Origin of the sequence: Actinoplanes sp. NPDC049681 (assembly GCF_044465265.1) — a bacterium.
Classification (GTDB): Bacteria; Actinomycetota; Actinomycetes; order Mycobacteriales; family Micromonosporaceae; genus Actinoplanes.
Map to the genome: position 1 here is coordinate 157,849 of NZ_JBITLP010000009.1, position 23,898 is coordinate 181,746.

The following is a 23,898-nucleotide window of genomic DNA, read 5'->3' on the forward strand; positions in this document are numbered from 1 at the left end:
CGTCAACTCCGTAGCTTGCGGGCCGGATTGCCGGCCCAGATCTCATCCGGCGGTACGTCCTCGAGCACCACGGCTCCCATGCCGACGAGCGACCGGGCGCCCACCGTCACTCCCTCGCGGACGAGGGCACCGGCTCCCACGTACGCGCCGGCTGCGACGACCACGCCGCCGCCCAGCCGTACGCCCGAGGCCACGGTCGCGTAGTCGCCCACCCGGTCGTCGTGGGTCAGTACGGCCTGAGGCATGACCGCCACGTGCGATCCCACGGCGACGTCGGCGGTCAGCACCGTGCCGGCGAGCACGACGCTGCCCGGCCCGACGACGCTGCCGGCACCGATCTCGGCGGCCGGGTGCACGACCGTGGCGTACCGCTCCCCCGGCAGGCCGAGGCGCTGCACGATGCGTTGCCGGACGTCGTAGGCACGCGGATTGCCCACGCAGACCACGACCGCCGCGTCCGGCATGGCGAGCACGCTGTCCACGGCACCGAGGATCGGCAGCCCGGAGCGCTCGGTGCCGTGCAGCGCCGGGTCGTCGTCGACGAAACCCCGGACCCGCCAGGTGGCCTCAGCGGCCGCGGCCGTCTCGCGGGCGAAGCCGCCGGCACCGACGATGACGAGGTCTCTCACCGGCGGGCCAGGTCGCGCAGGACGCCGACGACGTGGTCCTGGTCGTCCTCGGTCAGCGCGTGGTGCAGCGGCAGGATCAGCGAGTCACGGGTCAGCCGCTCGGTCACCGGCAGCGGCCCGGGCGTCACGTCGGCGTACGCCGGTTCGAGGTGCGCGGCCATGATGCCCCGGCGGGCGGACACGCCGCGGGCGGCCAGCTCCGCCAGCGCCTCGTCCCGGCTCGTACCGAACGAGGGGTTCAGCAGCACCCAGAACGACTGGTAGTTGGTGTGCCCGTACGCCGGGTCCCGCACCGGCACCAGGCCGTCGACGCCGGCCAGCAGCTCCTGGTAGCGGGCGGCGAGCGCCCGGCGCTGCGTGACCAGGCCGGGCAGCCGGCCGAGCTGGACCAGGCCGACCGCCGCCTGGATGTCGGTCATCCGGTAGTTGTAGGCGGTCTCCAGGTACGCCTCCAGCACCGGCTGGGCGCTGGCGTGCCGGTCGGCGGCCGAGACGTTCATGCCGTGCTCGCGCAGCCGGCGCAGCCGCGCGGCGTGTCCGGCGTCGTCGACGGTGACCATGCCGCCCTCGCCGGTCGTGATGAGTTTGCGCGGATGGAACGACCACGCCGCGATCGCGGCGCCGGCGCCGGCCGGCTGGCCGTACGCGGTGGAACCGGCCGCGCACGCGGCATCCTCGACCAGGCCCACACCCCAGCCGTCGGCGGCTTTGCGCAGCGCCGCGGTGTCGAACGGTACGCCGCCCTGGTGCACGGCGATGACCGCCCGCGTACGCGGCGTGCGGACGGCCTCGATCGTGTCCACGGTGAGGTTGCCGGTGGCGAGGTCGACGTCGGCGAAGACGGGCGTCGCACCGACGTAGCGGACCGCGTTGGCGGTGGCGATGAACGACAGCGACGGCACGACGACCTCGTCGCCGGGCCCGACGCCGAGCAGCACCAGCGCCAGGTGCAGTGCCGTGGTGCAGGAACTGACGGCGACGCCGTGCGCGGCGCCCACGGCCGCCGCGAACTCCTGCTCGAAGCGGGCGACGCGGGGGCCCTGCGCGACCCAGCCGGACCGGACGGCGTCGGCCGCCGCCTGCGCCTCCTCCTCCCCCAGCAGGGGAACCATCACCGGAATCCTGCGCCCGCTCACCGGGACGCCCGCCACCAGTCCACCAGTCCCTGCAAGCCCTCCCGCAGGCCGATCTCGGCGCGGAACCCCAGCTCCCGCTCCGCCGCGGCGGTGTCGGCCAGGCGGCGGGTGACCCCGTTGACCGCCCGGGCCGGGCCGTGCTCCGGGGCCAGGTCGGACTTCATGACCTCGCTGAGCGCCCGCGCCAGCTCCTTGAGGCTGGTCTCGGTGCCGCTGGCGATGTTGAACACCTCGTCGGTGACGTCGGCCCGGGCCGCCAGGATGTTGGCGCGGGCGATGTCGGCGACGTGGACGAAGTCCATGGTCTGCAGGCCGTCGCCCAGGATCAGCGGCGCGGCGCCCGACTCGATGCGCTCCATCCAGCGGATCAGCACCTCGGTGTACAGGCCGTGGATGTCCATCCGGGGGCCGTAGACGTTGAAGTAGCGCAGGGCGACGTAGTCGAGACCGTACATGGAATGGAAGCTGCGCAGCGCGGCCTCGTTGAACGCCTTCGCGGCGCCGTAGAAGGTGTCGTTGTTGTACGGGTGGTGCCGCTCCGTGGTGGGGAACTCCTCGGCCAGGCCGTACACCGACGCCGACGACGAGGCGATGACCTTCCTGACGTTCTCGGCGGCGGCGGCCTCCAGGACGTTGAACGTGCCGTCCACCAGGACCTCGTTGGCCAGCCGGGGCTCCTCCGCGCACTGGGTGATGCGGATGGCCGCCAGGTGGAAGACGAGGTCTTTGCCGGCGGTCACCTCGCGTACCAGTGCGCGGTCCCGGATGTCGCCCTCGACCAGGCGCACCGGGCCGTTCTCGATCGCCTGGGCCAGATTCTGCCGCCGGCCCCGCACGAAGTTGTCGAGCACGACGACCTCCGCCGCCCCGCCCCGGATGAGTTCGTCGACGACGTGCGAGCCGATCGTGCCCGCCCCGCCGGTGACCAGGGCGCGCACGCCCTCGATGTCCACGCCCGTCACGCCGTGCGCCTCTCGTCCAGTTCGATCATGGTTCCTCCCCCGGCCAGGCTGCGCGACGCAGCCTCCAGAATCTCCAGGACGCGCAGCCCGGACCGCCCGTCGGTCAGCGCGGGCGTCCCCGTGGTGATGGCGCGCGCGAACTCGTCCACCATCGTCCTGAGCGCCTCCCGCTCGGTCAGCGCCGGCGCCACCATGTCACCGGAGCGGTACGAGACCAGAATGTCCCGCCGCTGCTCGTCGCCCAGCTCCTCGGGCGACGCCACGTCGACGCCCCGGTCGTAGATGGCGAGCCGCTGACCCGGGTTGAGGTCGTCCCACACCAGGGTGCGTTTCGAGCCGCCGAAGATGGCCGTACGGACCTTCACCGGCGACAGCCAGTTGACGTGGACGTGCGCGATCGCGCCCGTGTTGAGCTGCAGCGTCAGGTATGCCACACAGGCCCGGCCGGCACCGATGCCGTCGGCACCGTGCGCGGCGACGGCCACCGGGGTCACGCCCGGCGGCAGCACGAAGTCGAGAATCGACAGGTCGTGCGGCGCCAGGTCCCAGACCACGTCGATGTCGCGCTGCACCAGCCCGAGATTGATCCGTACGGAATCCAGGAAGTGCAGCTCCCCCAGCTCGCCGGAATGCAGCAGCTCGCGGATGCGCAGCACCGCCGGGGTGTAGCAGTAGGTGTGGTCGCACATCAGCGTCAGGCCACGCCGGTCGGCCTCCTCGACCAGCCGGCGGCCCTGCTCGTGGGTGGCGGCGAGCGGCTTCTCGACGAGTACGTTCTTGCCGGCCCGCAGGGCGGCCATCGCGACCGGCAGATGCGTGCCGGCCGGGGTCGCGACGGCGACGGCGTGCACGTCGGGGTCGGCGAGGATCTCGTCCAGCTCGGCGGAGACCCGCACGGTGGAGTAGCTGCCGAGCACCCGCCCGGCCCGCTCGACGTCGAGGTCGCACAGCCAGCGCAGCCGGAAGGCCGGGGCGGACTGGAAATTGCGGACGAGGTTCGGGCCCCAGTAACCGGCACCGACGACGGCTATTCCGATGGGTGTCACAGAACATCCGTTTCGTTCTGGAAGCCGGGGCTTCGCCGGAAAAGCGGGAACGCGCCGGCGCTCGGTCGAGAATGGATGCGGAACGGGCGCCGACGCCGGTTCGACGGCAAGCTATCGATTCCGGCGGGGCCGCCGCCAGATCATTGACGGAATTCCGGCGGAGCCGGGAGTGCAAGCCTGTACCTTCGGCTGCCGGGCCACGCCTCTCGGCCAGCACCGGCGCCGCCCTTCGGCCACATTGGTCGCCGCGGTCGCCATTCCGACACGGATCGCGCCCGTCGGCCACTACCCTGGCCCGGCCCCCTGCAGGGCGGGCGAGCTGTCCAGAAAGGACCGGCATGACCGACGTAACCCCCGCCGGCGACGGCGTGACCGTCGCGCCGACCGCCGACGTCGACGCCCGAGCCACGATCGGCGCGGGCACCCGGATCTGGCACCTGGCCCAGATCCGTGAGCACGCCACCCTCGGCCGCAACTGCAACGTCGGCCGCGGCGCGTACGTCGGCCCGGGCGTGGTCGCGGGCGACAACGTCAAGCTGCAGAACCATGCGCTGGTCTACGAACCGGCCCGCCTCGGCGACGGCGTGTTCGTCGGCCCGGCCGCCGTGCTGACCAACGACGAGTACCCGCGCGCGGTCACCCCCGACGGCCGCCTCAAGACCGGCGACGACTGGACCGCCGTCGGCGTGACGATCGGCGAAGGCGCGGCCCTCGGCGCACGCTCCGTGTGTGTGGCACCGGTGACGGTGGGTCGCTGGGCGCTGGTCGCGGCGGGCGCCGTCGTCACGAAGGACGTCCCGGACTTCGCCCTCGTCGTGGGCGTCCCGGCCCGCCGGGTCGGCTGGGTCGGCCGCGCGGGGCGCCCGCTGACCGCCACGGGCGACGGTGCCTGGGTGTGCCCGGAGACCGGCGCCGAGTACGCCGAGGCCGGTGGCCGCCTGACGGAGAAGCTAAACCACCAGCCCGCGTCCACCGAGGAACCGCCGTAGTTCGCCGTCCTGCGCAGCCGTCAGCGCGGCGCGGGGAACATCGAGCGCGATCCCGCCGTCCTGTCGCAGTAGATACACGTCCGGGCGCACCTCGACCGCGACGACGGCCGCCCAGCGCCAGGTGTACGCGGACCGGCCGTCGGCGACCCGGATGGACTCCTCGGTGATCGTCCAACGCCGGTCGAGCGGCCGGGCCGCCGGAATCGCGGCGGCGATGCGACGCCAGGTCAGCCAACCGCCGAGCAGTGCGTAGCCGAATCCGGCGGCGGCGAACACCGCGAGACCGGTACTTTCCCACCACCAGGCGGCGAACGCCACCAGGACGATCGGTACGGTTCCGCCGACGAGCCGCCACCACGGCATCGCGGCCATGGTCCGCAACCGGCGGCGACGTCCGTAGCCGTAGTGCGGCGTGCGACCGGACTGCAGTTCGATCAGCATCGGTCACCGTTGGCCTGTCAGGAGGCCGCGAGCCGTGAGGAAGGCGCACAGTTCCTCGTCCTGCTCGCGCGTGAGCGGCAGCCGGGGGATGTCGACGATCACCGGGCCGTCCTGAACAAGAATGTAGGCGTTGTCGCGCACCTTGCCGCCGCGAAACGTCGACCACGCATGCGCGGCGGAGGTCAGCGCTGTGCTGGACTCGAGTCCTTGGTCGGTGAGGAGCCATCGCCGCGGGGAATGCCAGGACCCGGGAACGGTGACCATGGTCCGCACCCGCCTCGACCGCACCACGAGCAGCGCGAGGCCGGCGAGCGTCAGCGCGAGGCCGATCACCGTGACGGCCGCCGTGAAATGCAGCGCGCCCGCCACGACAACTCCCGCCACCACCAGCGCGCCCCCGCCCGCCAGGAGCGGCACGGTGGCCTGCCGCGCTCCGGGAGTCAGCTGCCTCCGGAAGTAGTCGCCGTCGCGGCTGAAGGTGAACTCGATTCGCACCGGTCGATCATAGGGGCGCACGGCACTCGGGCCGGCGCGAGGCGCCGGCCCGAGTGGGTGGTGGTGCCGACCTCAGACGGTCAGCGTCCAGCTGTTGATGTAGCCGGTGTCCTGCGAGTACACGTCCTGCACCTTCAGCCGCCAGGTGCCGTTGGCCGCCTCGCTGGAAAGGTTCTTGGTGTACGTGGTGTTCACGTTGTCCGCGCCGTCCGACGAGGAGCTGGCCTTCAGGTTGTACGTAGTGCCGTCCGGGGCCACCAGGTCGACCTTCAGGTCACCGCGGTAGGTGTGGACGATGTTGACCGCCACGGTCGAGCTCGCCGAGGCGTTGCGGTTGCAGCCGCTGATGGTGATGTCGCTGTAGACCGCCGCGCCGGCGTCCGGGACGGTGACGTCCGTGCTGTTGGTGCCGGTGCAGCCCGCGGGCGTGGTCGGCGGCGTGGTCGGGCCGCCGGTGCAGGTCGGGTCGGCCGACTGGGCGGGAACGCTGACCGCGTCCCAGGCCGCCTTGACCGTGTTGAACTCGGTGCAGCTGTTCGGGAACAGGTTCTTCGCCGCGGTGAGCGTCCAGGTGCGGTACTTCAGGTACGACGAGCTGGAGGTCTTCATCAGCATCGCGTTGTACATGATCTTGATCGCGTTCTGGATGCCGAGGCCGGTGATGGCGCCGCTGCCGCTGCACCGGGCGCTGGTCGGCTGGCCGTCGGTCGGGTTGGTGCCCTCGGCCATCAGGTAGAACCAGTGGTTGCCCGGTCCGGCGGCCGCGTGGACCTCCTGGCCCGGCGTGGAGCTCGAGTAGCAGTTGTCGTCCCCGGCGAGCGACGGGTTGTACATGTACCGGATCGGGCCGCTGCCGACCAGGTTGACCTCCTCGCCGACCTGGTAGTCGGGGGCGTCGTTCGGGTTGTTGGCGAACCACTCGGTCGCCGCGCCGAAGGTGTCGGCGACGAACTCCTGGGTGCCGTTGCCCGAGATGCCGCCCGGGGTGTTGTCGTCGATACCGTGGCCCAGCTCGTGGCCGACCACGTCCGCGGAGGCGATCCACTGCCCGGCGGTGTTCTTGCCGATCTGCACCTGGGTGCCGTCGTAGTACGCGTTCTGGTCGTTCAGGCCGACCCGCAGCGGCCAGGCGCCGCCACTGCCGTTCTGCCCGTTACGTCCCAGCCAGCTCGACAGCATGGCGGTCTGCCGCTGCGCCACGTACAGGGCGTCGACGCAGCCGGTCTCCTTGTTGGTGCCGCTGCCGTTGCCCCACACGTTGTCGGAGCCGCTGAACGTGGTGTTGTTGGCCGCGTCCTGGCAGCTCAGGCCGGTGACGCTCGGGTCCTTCATGGTGTACGTGCTGCCCGACTGCGTCGTGTTGAGCGACACCGAGCCGTTGATCCAGCCGGTGCCGGTGCCCGTGACGTCGGTGACGTGCTCCTGCGTACGCAGCACCTTGCCGGTGGCGGCGTCCACGTCGACGGTCAGCCGGCTCACGCCCTCGGCGCCCGTACCCCTGATGGTCGACTCCCAGGCCAGCTTCGGCGCGCCCGCCGTGGCGACCACGACGAGCTCGGAGCCCTCGACGGTGGTGACCTTCGTGAGCTGGTGCTTGGCCACCGCGAGCGCGGCGGCCCGGGTGAGCGCCGGCGTCGTGGAGAGGTCGCCGATGGTCCGGGTCTGCGCGACGGAGGTGTACTTGGTGTGCCCGGCGGCGTCGGTGACGACGACGAAGTCGCCGCCGGCCACCGGCAGGCCCTTGTACATGCGCTTGTACGGGACGAAGTGCAGGTCACCGGTGGAGATCACCGGCTGCTGCACGAACGAGTCGTCGGCGCCGGCGTAGAGGTATTGGGGACGGCTTGCCACGAGCGCGGACGCCGACTGGGCAGCGACCCGGGCGGGTGCCGGGTCACCGGGCTGGGCGGTCGCCGGTCCGGCGAGGCCCACCATGGCCCCGGCGGCCGCGGTACCGGCTGCCAGAGCGACCACGAGGGGGATGCGATATGTCACGCGGGTACTCCTTCCCCGCCCCACGTACGAGGCGGGCTCCACGTCCGGTGGGACGACACCGCCACACCTGGATCACTTGAGGTGTGACGCTATGCATCGACGACCCTCAGCGAATCGGGGAAAACCCTTGCGCGCCGGCGAGGGACCCGCCGGATCCACCATTTCCGCCCTCACCCGGGGTGGATGATGCGCCGCGGGCGAGGGGCGTGGACGCTTCCTCGTGACCGGTCCGCCGAGCGTAGGGGTCCTGAAGTGAACGGATTGCTGATGTGGGGACTCGTTCTTCCCCTCCTGCTCGTGGTCGCGGGAACCGTCGTTCTGCTCCGCAGGCGCAACGGCCGTCGCTGACAAGTCCACCGCGTCGTCCGGCCGGGATGACGCACCGGCGAAGGAGGCTCCGATGTGCCGCTGGCTCGCGTACACCGGCGATCCGGTCCTGCTCGACGAGCTGCTCTACAAGCCCCGGTACTCGCTGATCGTGCAGAGCCTCCACTCGCGTCTCGGTGCCGAGACGACCAACGGGGACGGCTTCGGGGTCGGATGGTACGGCCCCGTGCCCACGCCCGGAGTCTTCCACGGCGTGGAACCCGCCTGGAACGACCGCAACCTCCGCGAACTGGCCACCCACGTCGCCGCGCCGTTGATCTTCGCCCACATCCGCGCCTCCAGCGGCTCCCCGGTCCAGCAGACGAACTGTCATCCGTTCCGGCACGGCCGCTGGTTGTGGATGCACAACGGCCTCATCCGCGACTTCCCGGCGGTCAAGCGCGACCTCGCCCTGGCGGTCGACCCGGACCTGTATCCCCGGATCGACGGATCGACCGACTCCGAGCTGCTGTTCTTCCTGGCGCTCACCTTCGGGCTGGAGGACGACCCGCTCCAGGCCGTCGAACGGGCCGTCGGCCTGGTCGAGGCGACGGGCAGGCGCCACGGCGTGGAGCACCCGATCCAGATGACCGTCGCCACCACCGACGGCAGGCGCCTCTGGGCGTTCCGGTACTCCAGCGAGGGCCGGTCCCGCTCGCTGTTCCACAACACCGACGTCAGCACCCTGCGCCACCAGTACCCGGACAACCCCGTGCTGCACGGCCTCTCCGACCGGACCCGGCTGGTGGTGTCCGAGCCCCTCGGCGATCTCAAGGGCGCCTGGCAGGAGGTCCCGGAGGCGACCTGCGTGGTCATCAGCGAAGGTCGCGACGACCTTCGGCCGTTCACCCCGAGCGTCCCGGCCACCACGGCGTAGGTGACCGGCGACGGTCAGGCCTCCGTCGCGCGCGGGTTCTCCTCGGCCTCGGCGGCCTCGGTCATCGCCTCCCCGGCGAGCACGTCCGCCGCGGCGCCCGCGAGCACCTCCGCCGCGGCGCCCGCGACCGCTGCGGCGGCCGCTGCCTCGCGGGCCCGGGCGGCGGCATCCGGCGGGGACGTCCGGCGGCCGGGCGCGCGGGGATCCGGGGTGGCCAGGTTCGCCGCGGCCTCGGCCGCCGCCTCGGCGGCCACGTCCAGCACCCGGCGGGCGACCTGGCGCTGCCGGTTGGCGATGCGGGGCAAAGTCTCGTCGGCCGCGGTGTCGATGACGCGCCGCACCGCCTGACGGGTTCCCTCACCGATGGGCGGTGGGCGCCACTGTTCGGACACGGGCCGTACGGACGATTCGATCTCCACCCGTAACCGGTCCACGGCGGCGAGGAGCGCTCCGTGCTGCTGCCAGGCCGCGGCGTCGGCGTACGGGTCGACCAGCAGCAGCCCGCCCAGCGTCTCGCGCCGGTTGTGCAGCTCGGCGAGGTGCTCGTGAACCCGGGCGCGCGCCTCGTCGGCCGGTCCGGTGCCCGCGGTGACCTCCGCAACGGCGCACAACGCGTCGGCGCCGCTGTCCAGCACGCCGGCGAGCACGCCACGTACCTCCGGGGCGTACGCCTGGCCGGCCTGCTCGGGAGGCAGGTAGAACGTCCGGTCGAAGATCTCCCGGCACAGCGTGCGCAGCACGATGGAGCAGTACTCGATCCCGGTGAGGGCCGTGCGCAGCCGGGGCTGCGCGGCCCGCACCTCGGCGCCGCGCGGGTTCAGCAGTGCGCTCTGCTCGGCCCGGGCCAGCGACCGGTCGGCCGCCGGGACCTCCGCCGCCAGAGTGCGGGCGGCGCCCAGCCACCGTTCCGCGGTGGCTCGCGACCATTCCCCTCGCAGGTCGCCCGCGAGGCCGCGGAGGAACTCGGCCTGGCGGGAGATCACTTTGCCGATCGCTTCGCCGGCGGTCTGCACGTGGACCGGCGGGGCGACGGCGAAGTTCACCGCCACGCCGGTCGCGGCACCGATCAACGTCTCGTACACCCGGCCGGCGCCGGCCCCGGGAGCAGCCGCGCCGCCGACGGCGAGGATCAGCATCGCACTGATCGGCACCTCCAGGGCATGGGCGCCGAGCCGCAGCAGCTGACCGAGCACGAGCGACACCGCGACCACCGCGCCGAGGCTCCACCAGGACAGGCCCACGAAGGTGGCGAGCACGACCGCGATCAGCACACCGGCCATCACGCTGAGGATCCGCTGGAAGCCCTGGGCCACGGTCTCGTAGACGGTGAGCTGGACGACCAGGATCGCGGTCAGCGGTGCGAGCACGGGCGCCGCGGTCGTGTGCAGGGCCTCGGCGATCAGATAGGACAAGACCGCGGCCAGGACCACCTTGGCGGTCCGCAAGCCGGGAATCCGGTGCAGGTACGTGGGCAGCCGCATCGCTCCTCCTCACGCGGTGAGCAGCCGGCGGTACGGCTTCATTGTGAACCGGATTCGGGGCGGCGCGCCGGGTCTGCCCTGGCAGACGCCCGGTTCCGGCGCCCGGGTGGTGAGAATCGACGATGGATGCCACGAGCGACAACGGTGATCGGCCGCGTCCCCGCGATACGTTGCGCTGAGTCGGACGATGGCGGGAGTGGGCATGAGACGGTGGAGCGCGGTCCTGGGTGCGATCATCCTCGTTCTTGCGGCGGCTGCCGCACCGGCCGCGGCCGCCCATGGCCGGTCCGGCCCGCTCGGCCCCTTCACCCACCTCGTGGTCATCTACCAGGAGAATCACAGCTTCGACAACCTGTACGCCGACTGGGGGCGCGTCGGCGGTCGCAGCGTCGACGGCCGCGGCGCACCCGGCTACGCGCGCCGCAGCACGCAGGTCAGGCAGGACGGCTCCGCGTACCGGTGCCTCTTCCAGAACGACCCGAGCTTGGCGACGCCGCCGCTCGACGCCGCCTGCGGCACCGACACGGCGAGCAACGGGTTCTCCTACGCGAGTCATTTCGTGAACCGGCCGTTCTCCATCAACGACTACGTCACCCCCGAGAGCCCGACCTGCCCGGGTGGCACGCCCGGGGGTTGCACCCGCGACCTGGTGCACCGGTTCTACCAGGAGCAGTACCAGCTGGACGGCGGCCGGATGGACCGCTACAGCACCGGCAGTGATGCGGTCGGGCTCACCCAGGGCTACTACGACACCCGCCAGCTGCCGGTCTACCAGTACCTGCACGCCGCCGGCGCGCCGCACTACGTGGTCGCGGACCGGTTCTTCCAGGCCGCGTTCGGCGGGTCGTTCCTCAATCACCAGTATCTGGTCGCCGCCCAGGCACCGCCGTGGCCGGGTGCGCCCGCCACGGCCCACTCGGTCATCGACGCCGAAGGCTTCCCCAACCCCAATCCGGCCGCGGCGGGCACCGGCGTCCGGGCGTACCCGCTGCACACCAGCGACCCGGCACTCAACGACGGGCCGCTCACCCAGGCCTGCCCGGGACGGCCCGGCTTCGCCTGCGGCGACTACGCCGTCAACACCGTTCAGCCGGCCAACCCGCCCTCGGCGGGTGGCGCCAACACGCTGCCGCTGGTCAACGACGTCGACCCGGCCGCGCCGAACTACCGCCGCACGATCGGCGACGAGCTGTCCGAGCGGAACGTCAGCTGGGCCTGGTACGCCGGCGGATGGAACGACGCGGCGGGGGGACACCCCGGGCCGCTGTTCCAGTACCACCACCAGCCGTTCAACTACTTCGCCCGGTACGCGCCCGGCTACGTCGACCCGCGCACCGGCGAGCACCCCCGCGACCACCTCCAGGACGAAACTTCGTTCCTCGCGGCCGCGCGCCAGGGGACGCTCCCGGCGGTCAGCTTCGTCAAGCCGTACGGGGCGGAGAACGAGCACCCCGGCTACGCCAGCACCGACAACGGCGAGCGGCACCTGGTGGACCTGGTCAACGCGGTCACGAACGGTCCGCAGGCCGACCGTACGCTGATCGTGGTGACCTACGACGAGTTCGGCGGGCAGTGGGATCACGTCGTCCCGCCCGGCCAGGGCCGGCACGCCACGCCCGGCCCCTCCGACGAGTACGGGCCCGGCACCCGCATCCCCGCCCTGCTGATCTCCCGTTCGCTGCGCAGGTCGGGCGTCGACCACACGTCCTACGACACCACGTCCATCGTGCGCACCATCGAGCAGCAGTACGGCCTGGCACCCCTCGACACCCGCTTCGGCCGGGACGCCCGCGTCAACGACCTGGGCCCCGCGCTCCACGTCGGCGGGATCCGGCGCCACTGATTCACCGCGATCGGCCCGTACTGCGGCTAGGTCAGGGACGCCAGCGTGGCGAGCACCGCGTCGTTGGCGTCCCGGCTGCCGACGGTCACCCGGATTCCCTCTCCGGCATAGGCCCGGACCTGCACGCCGGCCGCGGCGAGAGCGGCCGCGCCGGCGTCTGCCCGGTCCGGCTCGGCGAGCCACAGGCAGTTGGCGTCGCTGGGCGGTATCCGCCAACCCGCGGCGCGCAGCTCCCGGCCCAGCCGGTCGCGCTCGGCCACCACGGCGTCGACCCTGCGGCGCAGCTCATCGCCGGCCTCCAGGGAGGCCTCGACCGCGGCGGTCGCCACGGCGTTGATCCCGAACGGCAACTGCTGCCGCCGGACCCGGTCCATCAGATCGGGGCTGCCCAGCGCATAGCCCACCCGCAGAGCTGCGAGGCCGTACGCCTTCGAGAAGGTGCGCAGCACCACCAGGTTCGGGTGCAGGCCCAGCACAGCGGGTCCGTCGGCGAGGTGCGGATGGCGGGCGAACTCGGCGTACGCCTCGTCCAGCACCACGGTGACGTCGACCGGTACCCGGTGGAGGAGGGCGGCGAGCTCGTCCGCCAGCACGGCGCTGCCTGTCGGGTTGTGCGGGTTGCAGATCACCAGCACCCGGGTGCGCGAGCCGGCCACCGCGGCGAGGGCCGCCAGGTCCTGACGGCCGTCGGGCAGAAGCGGCACGGCAAGGGACTGCGCGCCGACCATCTGCGCGAGCAGCGGGTAGCCGTCGAAGGTGCGCCATCCGTAGGCGACGCGGTCGCCCGGACGGACCACGGCCCGGAGGAGTTGAAGCGCGACCCCCACCGATCCGCTGCCGACCGCGACGCACCGCGGCGCCACCGACCACCGGTCGGCGATGTGCGCGGCCAACCGGTCCGGGAAGAGGTCCGGGTACCGGTTGGCCTGTGCCACCGCCCGGGCCATCGCCGCCTGCACCGAAGGCAGCGGCGGGTACGGGCTCTCGTTGAGGGCCAGCGCGTGCAGCGTCGTGGTGTCCACCCTGTCAACGCCCTTCCTGCCAGCGCACGGCCGCCGCGCCGGTGAAGTCGCCGGCGTGCGCGAACCCGCCCAGGACCACCAGGTCGCCGGCGTGCACCTGTCCCGAGCGAACGGCTCGGTCGAGGGTGACGGGGATTGCTGCGCCGAACGTGTTGCCGCACTCGTCGAACGTGTCCGGGTGCCGCTCGGGCGGCAACCCCAGCGCCTCCCGCCAGTTGCGAAGGAATGTCCGGTTGGGCTGGTTGGTGATGAGCACATCGATGTCGCCGGTTGTCAGCCCCAGGCGCCGGCACAGGTCGTCGACCGCCTCGGGGACCAGCCGGTTGCCCCGCGCCAGTACGGCGGCCACCGACTCCTCCGTGAATCCGATCTTCAGCTGGGAGGTGCGGGTCTCCCAGTACCGGCGGCCGTCGTCGGTGACCAGCCTCATGTCGCCGGCGAACTCGCCGATGTGACGCGTGGTCAGCTCGAGCACGGGCGACGGGCCGCCGGCGGTCACGTAGCCCACCCCGCACCCGTCACCGGGGATCGCGGACTGGGCGAGCCGGCGTACGTCGGACTGGGTGAACAGCTGACCGGCGGCGGTCTGCACGTTGCAGATCAGGGCCCTCGTCGCGTCCGTGGTGGCGAGGATCTGACGAGCCAGCTTGAGCATGTACACGAACGAGGCACAACCGGCGTTCGCCACGTCGACCAGCCACTCGGGACGCAACCCGAGCCGGCGCGCGATCTCGGTGCCCGCGCCGACGATGGGAAGGTCCGGCAACTGCGTGTGCACGAGCAACACCTCGGTCGAGCGGATCTCGTCGGCGCCGTGCCGGTCCATCAGGGTCTGCACGGCGCGCTCCGCGAGGTCGACGTTCGTCTCGTCGGCCGCGACGTGGTGTCGCCACGTCGGCGCCTTGAACATCACGTTGTCCCGTAGCTCGTCACCGGCTTGCGCGCCGCGGGTGAAGAAGTCGAGCCCGACCGGCTCGCCGGGCAGGTACGCAGCGACGTCGGTGAGGCTGACGATCGGCGCGCCGGTCACCGCGCCACCGCCCGGACCGGCGGCACGCTCACCGGCACCCCTGCGGCGTACCGGTGTTCCAGGATCGCTTTGAGGTTGCCCATCTCGATGGTGTGACCGGCGTAGAACAGGTCCCAGTAGTCACCGACCCATGGCCGGCCCGGCCGCGCGGCGAGATCCGGGTACGGATTGCGGTCGTAGTGGGGGTGGCGGCAGTTGGTCCAGGTGACGACGGAGCCCGGCCGGCCGAGCACCAGCGGGGCCGGGATGACCCGCATCAGATAGATCATCCAAAGCTCGTCGCCCTGGTCCCACGAGCAGTGATAATCCACGGTCATGGCCTCGGCGTTGGCGACGGTCCGGCAGTAGATGCGGGTGTCCTGCTCCAACCGGTCATGACCCGCCCAGAGTCCGGGAACGCCGGACGGCTCGAAGTCGCGCAGGCTGTATGTCCACTCCTCCAGGTGATGCCCCTGGCGGAGGTAGTCGTAGACCTGCTCCGGCGGACAGCTCACGTGGTCCTGGATGGTGCAGTAGGTGCCGTAGACCTGCTGGTGCGGATATGCCGGGCGGGTCAGTTCCTGACATCGGGCGACAAGTTCGTTCTGAGCGGTGCTCTCCACGCGCATCAGACCGGGAATGTCAGCCAACATGGACGGGTCGGTGCTCACGGGATGCCTCCTCGCTGTCTGGCGGTTGCTGACCGAGCGCGGTCAGGAAGGGCAGGAAGGGCGGGACCTCGCGCGGGTCGACGGCCACCTCGACGAGCGCCGGGCCGCGGAGGGCGGTGCTGCGCCGCAACGCTCGGTGCAGCTGTCCCGCAGTGCCGGCGTAGGTGACCGAAAGCGTGGGGAACGCCGCGGCCATCGCGCCGGCGATGTCGGTCGGGCGGAAAGTGTTGTAGGTGTAGTCGTCGCCGTAGAAGAGCTGTTCGCGGGTGACGCACATGCCGTGGGCGTTGTTGTTGAAGATCACGAAGGTGACCGGCACTTCGTATTCGACGGCGGTGTGCACCTCCATGCCGTGCATGAAGAACGCCCCATCGCCGGCGAGCACGAAGGTGCGTTGCCGCGAGGCGAGCGCCGCGCCGATGCCGGCGCCGAAGGCGTATCCCATGCCGCCCATCCCCACGGCGACCACGAACCGGCCCCGGCGCCGTGCCGGGAGCAGGTGGATCGCCGCGGCGGCCGCGTTTCCGGCGTCGACGAAGACGTGGGAGTCGTCGGGCACCACCGTGTCGATGACGCCGAAGGCTTCGGCGTACGGAGTGCCGGCGCCGCGAAACGGTGGCGTGGGCAGGGGTAGCGGGCCGGCGTGGCCCGGGCATGGCCTCGACTGCTCAGGGAGCCGGGCGATGAGGGCGCGCAGGGCGCCCCGCACGTCACCGCGCAGGGACAGACCCGCAACGAACGGCGCCTCGGGGTCGACGCAGATCACCGTCGTACGGGCGAGAAGCTCATCCAGCCCGCCTCGCGCCATGATCGGTAACCTCGTGCCCACGAGCAGGCAGACGTCGGCGCGGCGCAGGCAATCCGAGACCGTCGGGTGGCCCATCACCCCCGACACGCCCACGAACCGCGGATCACGGTTGTCGAAGACGTCCTTGGCGTCCGGCGTGACCGCCACCCAGGCCCCCGTTCGCCGGGCGAGCTCGGCCACCTCGGCCCGCGCGTCCGAGGCGGCCACTCCCTCACCGGCGATGACGAGCACGGCGGTTGCGGCGCCCAGGACGGTCACAGCGCGATCGACGGCCCCGGAGTCCACCCCCGACGTCGGTACGGGAAGGATCACACCGCCCCGCTCGACGGAAGCCTGCTGAACGTCCTTCGGCAACAGCAGCACGGCCGGTCCCCGGGGTTCGCGCTGCGCCGCGGCGACCGCCTGCGGAAGGAGCTCCCCGATGGTGTCCGGCCGGTCGACCCGGGCGCAGAACCGGGAGATCGGTGCGAAGATCTGCCCGGCGTCGAACGAGCCGCCCTTGCCGCTGGAGTCCTGGAAGGCGCCCTGCCCGTCCAGCGCCGCGGGTGGCTGCCCGACCAACGCCAGCAGCGGGATCCGCGAGGCGTGCGCCTCCGCCAGGCCGGGCACCAGGTTCATGGCGCCGCCGCCGGACGTGGCCGCGACGACGCCCAGCCGGCCGGTGGCGCGCGCGTACCCGTCGGCCATCGTGACGGCGGAGAACTCGTGCTTGGCGACGATGCCGCGGACGGCGCTCCGGCTGCGGTGGATCGCGTCGTACAGATCCTCGATGTTGGCCCCGCCGACGCCGAACACGTGGTCGACGCCGGACCTCGCCAGATCGTCGACCACCCGGTCGACCAGACGAAACTCGGCTGCTCTCATCGCGGCACTGCTCCCACCCGATCGGAGTCGACGGCGACGCCGACGGCGGACGTGGTCTGGAACCGATCGCGGTACTCGGTCGGTGTGACGCCGACGGTCCGGCTGAACGCTCGGAGAAAGGTCTCCGCGGTGGTGAAACCACACCGGCGGGCCACGCTGGTGACCGGCAGTTCGGTGGTCTCCAGGAGCCTGCGGCCGCGGGCGATGCGCGCCTGCTCGACGTACTGCCCCGGGGTCACCCCCGCCTCGCGGCGGAACACCCGGGCGAAGTGGCGAGGGCTCATGTTGGCCCGCTGAGCCATGTCCGCCACGAGCAAGGGCCGGCCGAGGTTGTCCAGCGCCCATTCCTGAGCGGCCCGGATCGGTGCATCGGTGGCGAACTGCGCATCCATGACGGCGCTGAACTGCGACTGTTCGCCGTGGCGTTTGAAGAACAGCACCAGGTACCGCGCGACCTCCAGCGCGAGCCGGGGGCCGTGGTCCTCCTCCACCAGGGACAGCGCCATGTCGATCCCGGTCGACACCCCGGCGGACGTCATGAACCGGCCGTCCCGGATGAAGATCGGCTTGGGGTCGACGACCACGTCCGGGTAGCGGCGCGCCATGTCCGCGCTGTACGCCCAGTGCGTCGTCGCGCGACGCCCGGCGAGCAACCCCGCCTCCGCCAGGAGGAACGCCCCGCCGCACACCGAGGTCACCCGCCGGGACCGCGCGGCGGCGGTGGCGATCCAGGAGATCAGCGCGTCGTCGGCGAGCGCATCATGCAGCCCCCAACCGCCCGGCACCAGAAGCGTGTCCACCGGGCCGTCCGCCGCCGCGAGAGGCGCCGCCTCGATCGCCACGCCGGAGCACGTCCGGACCAACGGCGCCTGAGCCGAGACGCACTCGACGAGATAGCCCGCGTCCGTCCGGTCCAGGAGCCGGGTGGCGGTGTCGAACACCTCCACCGGTCCCGTGATGTCCAGCGCTTGGCTGCCGGGGTAAGTCACCACTACGACACGTCGTTTCGCCACGGATAGACCATTTCGCGGCGACCCGGGTGGCCACAATGACAAGCCCTTGACGAATCCTGCCAAGGCCGGACCTTGTGATGTGTCAGCCGACCGGCAGCTGGCGGGCGGCGGCCGCGCTGCCCTGCACAGACGATGCTCAAGCGGCGCGATGCGGGAAGTCCGGCCGTCACAACGGCGACCGCGATAGTGACGTATCTGACGGCGGGCGACCCGCGCGTGGATGTACGAATCCCGCACATCCGCGGCCAAGAGGTAGACCGACATCGATCTGTATGGAACGGTCGCTACAGATCCGGTCCGGCCGTGGGCCTGCCGCGGCGTCGTTGAAGGAGCCCGTCATGCGAAGCGGTAACACCGTGATCCCGCGGATGGTCCTCGCAGTTCTCACGCTGCTGACCGTCGGCGCTACTCTCACCCCACCACGCGCGGCCGGCGCGAGCGGCGCGGCCCGCGGTGCGGTGGTCCGCACGGCCGACGGCCCGGTGGCCGGCATCGTGGCGTACGGCCATCGCGCGTTCCGCGGCATCCCGTACGCGGCCCCGCCCGTGGGCCCACTGCGCTGGGGCGCCCCGCAGCCACCCGAGGCCTGGTCGGAGGTCCGCGATGCGACTCGATCGGGGAGCCCCTGCCCCCAGCTGCCGTCGGTCCTGCCCGGCGACTCCGCGAAGGGAAGCACCACCGAGGACTGCCTGTACCTCGACGTCTACACGCCGCGCCCGGCCGGCCGGCGCCATCCGGTCATGGTGTGGCTGCACGGCGGCGCCTTCCTCAGCGGCGCCGGCAGCGACTACGACGGCAGCGAGCTCGCCGAACGGACCGGCGCGGTGGTGGTCACCGTCAATTACCGGCTCGGCGTCTTCGGCTTCCTCCGCACACCCGGCTCGTCCACCGAGGACGACAACGCCGGGATCCGGGACCAACAAGCCGCGCTGCGATGGGTACGCCGAAACGCCGCCGCCTTCGGCGGCGATCCCTCCCGGGTCACGATCTTCGGTGAGTCCGCCGGCGCCGCCAGCGTGTGCGCGCATCTCGTGTCGCCGACAGCGGCCGGCCTGTTCCACCGTGCGGTCGTGCAGAGCGGGCCGTGCGTGACCCCGGTACGCACCGCGGCCGCCGCCGAGCAGCAGGGTGCCGCACTTGCCACGACGCTGGGCTGCACCGATCCCGTCACCCGGCCGGCGTGCCTGCGGGCCCTGCCCGTGCCGGCCCTGCTGGCGGCGGCCGGGACCGAGCTGGGCAGCTTCGGGCCGTACGTCGACGGCGCCGTGCTGCCGGAGCAGCCGGCCACGGCCATCGCCGCCGGCCGGCTGCACCGCGTGCCGGTCCTGCTGGGCAGCACCCACGACGAGTACCGGCTGTTCGTGGCGCTGCTGTACGACCTCGCCGGCGACCCGGTCACGGCGGCCCGTTACCCGGAGATCATCCGGCAACAGTTCGGCGACCGGGCCGACGCCGTCCTGGCCCGATACCCCGCCGACCGGTACGCGAGCCCCGGCATCGCCCTGGCCACGGTGATCACCGACGCGCGGTTCGCCTGCCCGACACGGCGCACCGCCGCGCTGCTGTCGGCACGCGTGCCCACGTACGCCTACGAGTTCGCCGACCCGGCTGCGCCGGAGTTCATCGTGACCGATCCCCTCATGCCGCTCGGCGCCTTCCACGCCGCGGAGCTGCCGTACTTGTTCGGTACGGGGCCCGGAGCGGACCAGCTCACGCCCCAGCAGCGGACGCTCTCCACCCGCGTGATGGACTACTGGGGCCGCTTCGCAGCGACCGGCGCCCCCACCACGACTACAGCGCCGGCCTGGCCGCACTACGGCCCCCGGCGAGACGTGGTCCAGTCGCTGGTGCCGCTGGCGGTCGGACCGGTCCGTACCTTCGCCGTCGACCATCAGTGCGAGTTCTGGGAGCCGGCCGGGTAGTGCAGAACGACGCAAGGCCGCCCGGATGCGTGATCCGGGCGGCCCAGCGGTCAGAGCACGTACCCGTAGACGTCGGTGTCGAAGCCCGGAACCGCCACGTCGGTGCCGGTGGTGCGGTGGGTGCCGTACATGAAGTTCGGGTCGCCCCCGAGGCACTCGTAGACGGCGCCCGGAGTGTCGCCCGGTGCCGGGGCCGGAGCTCCGGCGTCGGCGCCGCGCTCGCCCGGGGACGAGATCAGGGCGTCCAGGCCGTCGGCGCCGTCCAGGTTCACGAGGCGGACGTCGTGACCGAAGCGGTCACCGGGCTCCGAGATGCCGTCGACGTATTCGTATCCCTGGGAGAGGTCCCCGCGTGCCACCAGACCGGTCGCCGAACCGCGGAACTGGCTCACCACACCGGCGTCACGCACCGTGCCGGGCGGAGCCATCGGGGCGTCCACGACGTCCTGCCCCGGTACGCCGACGACGAGATCGCCGAAGCCGTCGCCGGTGACGTCACCGGCCGCCACCGCGGCGCCGAAGGAGTCGGCCGCCGCCGGGTCACCCGGCACATCGGCGGTCTTGCGGGTCACGACCGAGGACGCGGTGACGAAGAAGCCGTCGTTGCTGCCTTCCAGAACCGCCACCATGCCGGCCCCGGCAGCACCGGCGACCGCGGCCTCCGGCGTGCCGGCGAACAGCTCATCCGCGCCGTCGCCGTTCACGTCGGCCAGCGCCAGCCCGCCGTACCCGAGCCGGACCGGCCGCACGTCCGGTGCCACGCTGCCGAAGTCGTCACCCTCGACGGAGAAGACGCCGATCACGTTGAGGCCGGCGCCGCTGCCCAGGATCAGGTTGACCATGCCGCGGCTCGGTCCGGTTCCACCCTCGTTCTCGCCGGGGCTGGCGATCGCGAGATCCCCGTACCCGTCGTGGTTGAAGTGGCCGATAGCCAGCTCGCTGCCGAAACGGTCGAAGGCGGTCGGCGTTCCCGGCATGTTCGCCGTGCCCTGGTCGAGCCATCGCGCACCGGTGGTGCTGACACCCTGGGCGTCGCTCAGGAACATCACCGCGCCGCCGGCGTCCGCGACCGACCCGGCGCTCTCCCCGGGCAGGCCGACGGCCAGGTCGGCACGGCCGTCGCCGTTGACGTCGCCGGCCGCGAGCGCGCCGCCGAACTCGTCCCCGGCCTCCGCGGTGCCGGGTACGCCTGCGCTGCTCTGGTTGAGGTGACGGATCGCGGACACCTTCAGGCCGCCGGCCGAGCCCGGCAGGATCCACAGGCCACCGGCCGCCGTACGGTTGGTGCCGTCGACCTCCGTGGGGTCGCCGACCACCAGGTCGTCGTACCCGTCGCCGTCGAAGTCGCCGCCGGCGATCGCGGCACCCAGCGTGATGGCGGTGCCGCCGCCGGTCTTGCCGATGTAGTCGGTGTGCCCACCGGACGAATACCGCACGACGACCCCACCGCGAGCCGTCGCGGCGATGTCGTCGAGGCCGTCGCCGTCGAAGTCGGACGTGGTCGGCCCGGTGCCGGATCGCGGTGTCGCGGGCGCGGCCACCCGCTGGAACGTGATCGAGGCACCGTCGCGGGTGATCGTCCGGGCCGCCGGCGCGGCGTACGCCGAGACCGGAGCCAGGACGGCGAGGACGATGCCGGACATCGCGGCCGCGGCCACATACTTCTTGATCAAGAACTTCCCCCGTTCAGAACAATGCCCACCTCCCCCGAGGCGGATACTCCGATCCAACCGTGCACTGTGGACCCGCCGGAAGGGGAGGACCGTCCGGATGGCACGAAGCCGGGAGAACGCGCTTTGATACCGATCTGCACCCTGAATGGTCCCCTTCTGCACCGGGCCGGCCGTTCCATGATCGGACGGCCCAGGCTGCTCGGCCGGGAGCGCGTCGAAGGCGGTTCTACATGGAATGGTCTGTGGCGTGGCGGCCGACTCGTAGCGGCGCGTGGGCGGCGTACCTGTTCCTGGGCTCGCTCGCCGTGGTGGCGTTCCTGTTCTGCCCGCGCACCGTGGGCATCGCGGTCTTCGCCCTGATCATGGGGTCAGGCGTGGTGGCGGCGATCGCCGGGGTGCGGCGGCACCGCCCCGCGCGCGCCGCCGGGTGGTGGCTGATGATCGCCGCGCTGGCCGTGTCCATGCTGGCGAACACCATGTTCGCGATCGGCTTCGAGATCTACGGACAGGGCGTCTTCCTGTCGGTCGTGGACGGCGTCTACTTCCTGATGTACGGGCTGCTCATCGCGGGCCTGGCGGTGACCGTGCCACGGCGCTCCTGGAGCTGGACGGCGGCGGAACTCGTCGACGCGGGAGTGGTCACCGCGGGAGTGGCCGCGTTCTGGTGGACCGTGGTGATGCAGCCGTACCTGCACCAGCCCGGCGCGAACTCGGCCATGGTGGGCACCTGGATGGCGTACGCGGTCTGTGATCTGCTGATCCTCACCGGCCTCGCCCGCCTGACCTTCACGACCGGGTCCCGGCGCCCGGCCAGCGCCCTGCTGACAGCCTCGGTCTTCGCGCTGCTCGCCGGCGACGTCGTGTACTTCGCCCGGGTGGGGCTGGACGGCTACATCTCGGTGAGCAACCTCGACAACGCCCTGTGGCTCACCTGGGCGCTCCTGTTCGGCGCCGCGTCGCTGCACCCGTCGGCCGCGAACATCGGCCGGGTCCGCCGCGCCACGAGCGGCGTCCGCACCGGCCGGCTGCTGACCTTCGCCGGCCTGGCCTTCCTGTGCCCGCTCGCTGTCGTCACCGGCGTTCGCTTCGTGCATCGGTACGCCGACAGCACCGCCTGGTACGACACACTCGTGCCGACGCTGCTGGGCGCCGTCATCTCGACCCTGCTCGTCGTACGGCTCGGGATGCTGGCCCGGGTCGCCCAGCGCCGGGCGGCCATGCTGGACCGGCAGGCCGTCGAGCTGACGAAGGCCCTGCGCGACCAGGAGACGCTGCAGCGGCAACTCACCCACCGCGCCCTGCACGACCCCCTCACCGGCCTGCCGAACCGCGCGCTGCTGCTGGAGCGGGTGGAGCGGGCGATCGCTCGCCGCCGGGGCACCGGCTCGCCGGCCTTGTTGCTGGTAGGCCTGGACGGCTTCGCCGACCTCAACGACACGCTCGGCCACGAGGCCGGCGACCAGGTCCTGGTCAAGTTGTCGGCGCGCCTGCTGGGCCTGCTCACCGAATCCGACAGCCTGGCCCGGGTCGGCGCCGACGAGTTCGCGCTGCTTCTGGAGGACCCGGCGGCCGCCGATCCCGCGCTGCGCGCCGCACAGATCCTGGCGGCCGGCCGCATCCCGTACGCGCAGGGCGACCGCGAGGTCGTCGTCACCGCGAGCGTCGGCTACCGCATGATGGACGGACCGCTGACCGCCGCCGAGGTGTTGCGCGATGCCGGGGTGGCCCTGCGTGCCGCCAAGGCCGACGGCCGCAGCCGCGTGACCGCCTTCGACACCGGGATGCGCAGCCATCGCCTGGACACCGCCCGGCTCGTGGACGACCTCCGCCGCGCCCTGACCGACGCCGCATTCCGCCTGCACTACCAGCCGGTGGTCGACTCGCGCACCGGCGAGGTGCGGTCCTTGGAGGCGCTGCTGCGCTGGACCAGACCGGACGGCACCGAGGTTCCGCCCGACGAGTTCATCCCGGCCGCCGAGAACAGCGGTCTCATCGTGGCGATCGGCGCCTGGGTCCTGCGCCAGGCTACTGAGCAGGCCGTCGCGTGGCACGAGCGGTTCGGTCTGAGCCTGTCGGTGAACGTGTCGGGCCATCAGCTGTCCGACCCGCATTTCGCCCGGACGGTCCTCGACGCACTGTCGGCGAGCGGGCTGCCGCCGACGGCCCTCATCCTGGAGATCACCGAGACCGCACTGGTCGCCGTGACCAGCCCCGGCGCCAGCCACGTGCAGACCTGCCTGCACCGGCTCCGCGAGCACGGCATCCGGATCGCCATCGACGACTTCGGTACCGGCTACGCCTCCCTGTCGTACCTGCGGCATCTGCCGGTCGACATCCTCAAGATCGACCGTTCGTTCGTCCGCTCCGACGGCGGCAGCGCCCCGGGCCCGCAGGATCACGCCTTCATCCGCGCCATCCTGCACCTGAGCGAGACGCTGCGGCTGAGCACCATCGCCGAAGGCGTCGAAACGCCGCAGCAGGCGGCCCTGCTCCAGCACATGAACTGCCACCTCGCGCAGGGATTTCTGTTCCACCGCCCGATGACCCGGGAAGCCGTCGACGAATTGCTCGCCGCTGCGACCTCTCCGCGGGGCGACGTCCCGCCGCACGGCGGCCACCTCACGGCCGCCTGAAGCAACCGCGCCCGTCGTGTCCT

19 protein-coding genes are annotated in these 23,898 nt (G+C 72.1%); 5 read left to right on the plus strand and 14 right to left on the minus strand.

All coding sequences use genetic code 11. From position 1 onward, the window contains the following. Window positions 1-2: 2 nt before the first annotated feature. From ACIBO8_RS30730 to ACIBO8_RS30745, 4 genes are read right to left on the minus strand one after another with little or no spacing between them, the layout of a single operon-like run. Window positions 3-629 carry a NeuD/PglB/VioB family sugar acetyltransferase gene (locus ACIBO8_RS30730; RefSeq protein WP_396118871.1) on the minus strand — a complete coding sequence of 209 codons (627 nt, stop codon included), beginning with the start codon at window positions 627-629 and terminating at the stop codon, window positions 3-5. After that, entirely contained in the window at window positions 626-1,741 is a 1,116-nt protein-coding gene (locus ACIBO8_RS30735) for a DegT/DnrJ/EryC1/StrS family aminotransferase (protein WP_396118872.1), read from the minus strand. The genes ACIBO8_RS30730 and ACIBO8_RS30735 overlap by 4 nt, the downstream gene beginning before the upstream one ends. Before the next feature lie 20 nt (window positions 1,742-1,761). Further along, window positions 1,762-2,727, minus strand: a complete 966-nt coding sequence (locus ACIBO8_RS30740; RefSeq protein ID WP_396118873.1) for an NAD-dependent epimerase/dehydratase family protein — start codon at window positions 2,725-2,727, stop codon at window positions 1,762-1,764. Then, on the minus strand, window positions 2,724-3,773 hold the full coding sequence (locus tag ACIBO8_RS30745) for a Gfo/Idh/MocA family protein (RefSeq protein ID WP_396118874.1): 1,050 nt from the start codon (window positions 3,771-3,773) through the stop codon (window positions 2,724-2,726). Before ACIBO8_RS30745 ends, ACIBO8_RS30740 begins: the two co-directional genes overlap by 4 nt. A gap of 338 nt (window positions 3,774-4,111) precedes the next feature. Between ACIBO8_RS30745 and ACIBO8_RS30750 the strand changes: the two genes are divergently transcribed. Further along, window positions 4,112-4,762 carry an acyltransferase gene (locus ACIBO8_RS30750; protein ID WP_396118875.1) on the plus strand — a complete coding sequence of 217 codons (651 nt, stop codon included), beginning with the start codon at window positions 4,112-4,114 and terminating at the stop codon, window positions 4,760-4,762. Here ACIBO8_RS30750 and ACIBO8_RS30755 read toward each other — a convergent pair. The 3 genes from ACIBO8_RS30755 to ACIBO8_RS30765 form a co-directional block, all read right to left on the minus strand. Next, window positions 4,724-5,203, minus strand: coding sequence for a YcxB family protein (locus ACIBO8_RS30755; RefSeq protein WP_396118876.1), 480 nt, complete (start codon window positions 5,201-5,203; stop codon window positions 4,724-4,726). The two genes, ACIBO8_RS30750 and ACIBO8_RS30755, sit on opposite strands and share 39 nt — an antisense overlap. Before the next feature lie 3 nt (window positions 5,204-5,206). Further along, entirely contained in the window at window positions 5,207-5,698 is a 492-nt protein-coding gene (locus ACIBO8_RS30760) for a hypothetical protein (protein ID WP_396118877.1), read from the minus strand. A gap of 72 nt (window positions 5,699-5,770) precedes the next feature. Continuing rightward, window positions 5,771-7,633, minus strand: a complete 1,863-nt coding sequence (locus tag ACIBO8_RS30765; protein ID WP_396119181.1) for a M4 family metallopeptidase — start codon at window positions 7,631-7,633, stop codon at window positions 5,771-5,773. 460 nt (window positions 7,634-8,093) lie between these two features. Between ACIBO8_RS30765 and ACIBO8_RS30770 the strand changes: the two genes are divergently transcribed. Further along, window positions 8,094-8,936, plus strand: coding sequence for a class II glutamine amidotransferase (locus ACIBO8_RS30770; RefSeq protein WP_396118878.1), 843 nt, complete (start codon window positions 8,094-8,096; stop codon window positions 8,934-8,936). A 14-nt stretch (window positions 8,937-8,950) separates the two neighbouring features. On the opposite strand, the gene ACIBO8_RS30775 is transcribed toward ACIBO8_RS30770, so the two are convergent. Then, a complete protein-coding gene (locus ACIBO8_RS30775) occupies window positions 8,951-10,417 on the minus strand; it encodes an aromatic acid exporter family protein (RefSeq protein ID WP_396118879.1) in 1,467 nt (488 codons plus the stop codon). Between the two features lie 202 nt (window positions 10,418-10,619). On the opposite strand from ACIBO8_RS30775, the gene acpA reads away from it, so the two are divergent. Next, window positions 10,620-12,260, plus strand: a complete 1,641-nt coding sequence (gene acpA, locus ACIBO8_RS30780; protein WP_396118880.1) for an acid phosphatase — start codon at window positions 10,620-10,622, stop codon at window positions 12,258-12,260. 26 nt (window positions 12,261-12,286) lie between these two features. On the opposite strand, the gene ACIBO8_RS30785 is transcribed toward acpA, so the two are convergent. From ACIBO8_RS30785 to ACIBO8_RS30805, 5 genes are read right to left on the minus strand one after another with little or no spacing between them, the layout of a single operon-like run. Then, on the minus strand, window positions 12,287-13,282 hold the full coding sequence (locus ACIBO8_RS30785; protein ID WP_396118881.1) for a histidinol-phosphate transaminase: 996 nt from the start codon (window positions 13,280-13,282) through the stop codon (window positions 12,287-12,289). Between the two features lie 4 nt (window positions 13,283-13,286). Further along, entirely contained in the window at window positions 13,287-14,312 is a 1,026-nt protein-coding gene (locus tag ACIBO8_RS30790; RefSeq protein WP_396118882.1) for a 3-oxoacyl-ACP synthase III family protein, read from the minus strand. Next, entirely contained in the window at window positions 14,309-14,962 is a 654-nt protein-coding gene (locus tag ACIBO8_RS30795) for an SRPBCC family protein (RefSeq protein WP_396118883.1), read from the minus strand. Before ACIBO8_RS30795 ends, ACIBO8_RS30790 begins: the two co-directional genes overlap by 4 nt. After that, window positions 14,934-16,634, minus strand: coding sequence for a thiamine pyrophosphate-binding protein (locus tag ACIBO8_RS30800; RefSeq protein ID WP_396118884.1), 1,701 nt, complete (start codon window positions 16,632-16,634; stop codon window positions 14,934-14,936). The genes ACIBO8_RS30795 and ACIBO8_RS30800 overlap by 29 nt, the downstream gene beginning before the upstream one ends. Then, the gene (locus ACIBO8_RS30805; protein ID WP_396118885.1) at window positions 16,631-17,647 is read right to left on the minus strand and encodes a GlxA family transcriptional regulator; all 1,017 of its coding nucleotides are present in this window, start codon (window positions 17,645-17,647) and stop codon (window positions 16,631-16,633) included. The genes ACIBO8_RS30800 and ACIBO8_RS30805 overlap by 4 nt, the downstream gene beginning before the upstream one ends. A 338-nt stretch (window positions 17,648-17,985) precedes the next feature. Here ACIBO8_RS30805 and ACIBO8_RS30810 point away from each other — a divergent pair, with 338 nt between their 5' ends. Then, window positions 17,986-19,569, plus strand: a complete 1,584-nt coding sequence (locus ACIBO8_RS30810; protein WP_396118886.1) for a carboxylesterase/lipase family protein — start codon at window positions 17,986-17,988, stop codon at window positions 19,567-19,569. Window positions 19,570-19,619: 50 nt separating this feature from the next. On the opposite strand, the gene ACIBO8_RS30815 is transcribed toward ACIBO8_RS30810, so the two are convergent. Further along, a complete protein-coding gene (locus ACIBO8_RS30815) occupies window positions 19,620-21,242 on the minus strand; it encodes an FG-GAP repeat protein (RefSeq protein WP_396118887.1) in 1,623 nt (540 codons plus the stop codon). 230 nt (window positions 21,243-21,472) lie between these two features. Between ACIBO8_RS30815 and ACIBO8_RS30820 the strand changes: the two genes are divergently transcribed. Beyond that, window positions 21,473-23,875, plus strand: a complete 2,403-nt coding sequence (locus ACIBO8_RS30820) for a putative bifunctional diguanylate cyclase/phosphodiesterase (protein WP_396118888.1) — start codon at window positions 21,473-21,475, stop codon at window positions 23,873-23,875. The last annotated feature ends 23 nt before the right edge of the window (window positions 23,876-23,898 follow it).

Bases quoted from the DNA above. Each gene is read 5' to 3' on its own strand.
- ACIBO8_RS30735 (WP_396118872.1), bottom strand. From the start codon at position 1,741: ATGGTTCCCCTGCTGGGGGAGGAGGAGGCGCAGGCGGCGGCCGACGCC.
- ACIBO8_RS30750 (WP_396118875.1), top strand. From the start codon at position 4,112: ATGACCGACGTAACCCCCGCCGGCGACGGCGTGACCGTCGCGCCGACC.
- ACIBO8_RS30755 (WP_396118876.1), bottom strand. From the start codon at position 5,203: ATGCTGATCGAACTGCAGTCCGGTCGCACGCCGCACTACGGCTACGGA.
- ACIBO8_RS30765 (WP_396119181.1), bottom strand. From the start codon at position 7,633: ATGGTGGGCCTCGCCGGACCGGCGACCGCCCAGCCCGGTGACCCGGCA.
- ACIBO8_RS30770 (WP_396118878.1), top strand. From the start codon at position 8,094: ATGTGCCGCTGGCTCGCGTACACCGGCGATCCGGTCCTGCTCGACGAG.
- ACIBO8_RS30775 (WP_396118879.1), bottom strand. From the start codon at position 10,417: ATGCGGCTGCCCACGTACCTGCACCGGATTCCCGGCTTGCGGACCGCC.
- acpA (WP_396118880.1), top strand. From the start codon at position 10,620: ATGAGACGGTGGAGCGCGGTCCTGGGTGCGATCATCCTCGTTCTTGCG.
- ACIBO8_RS30800 (WP_396118884.1), bottom strand. From the start codon at position 16,634: ATGAGAGCAGCCGAGTTTCGTCTGGTCGACCGGGTGGTCGACGATCTG.
- ACIBO8_RS30810 (WP_396118886.1), top strand. From the start codon at position 17,986: ATGCGAAGCGGTAACACCGTGATCCCGCGGATGGTCCTCGCAGTTCTC.
- ACIBO8_RS30820 (WP_396118888.1), top strand. From the start codon at position 21,473: ATGGAATGGTCTGTGGCGTGGCGGCCGACTCGTAGCGGCGCGTGGGCG.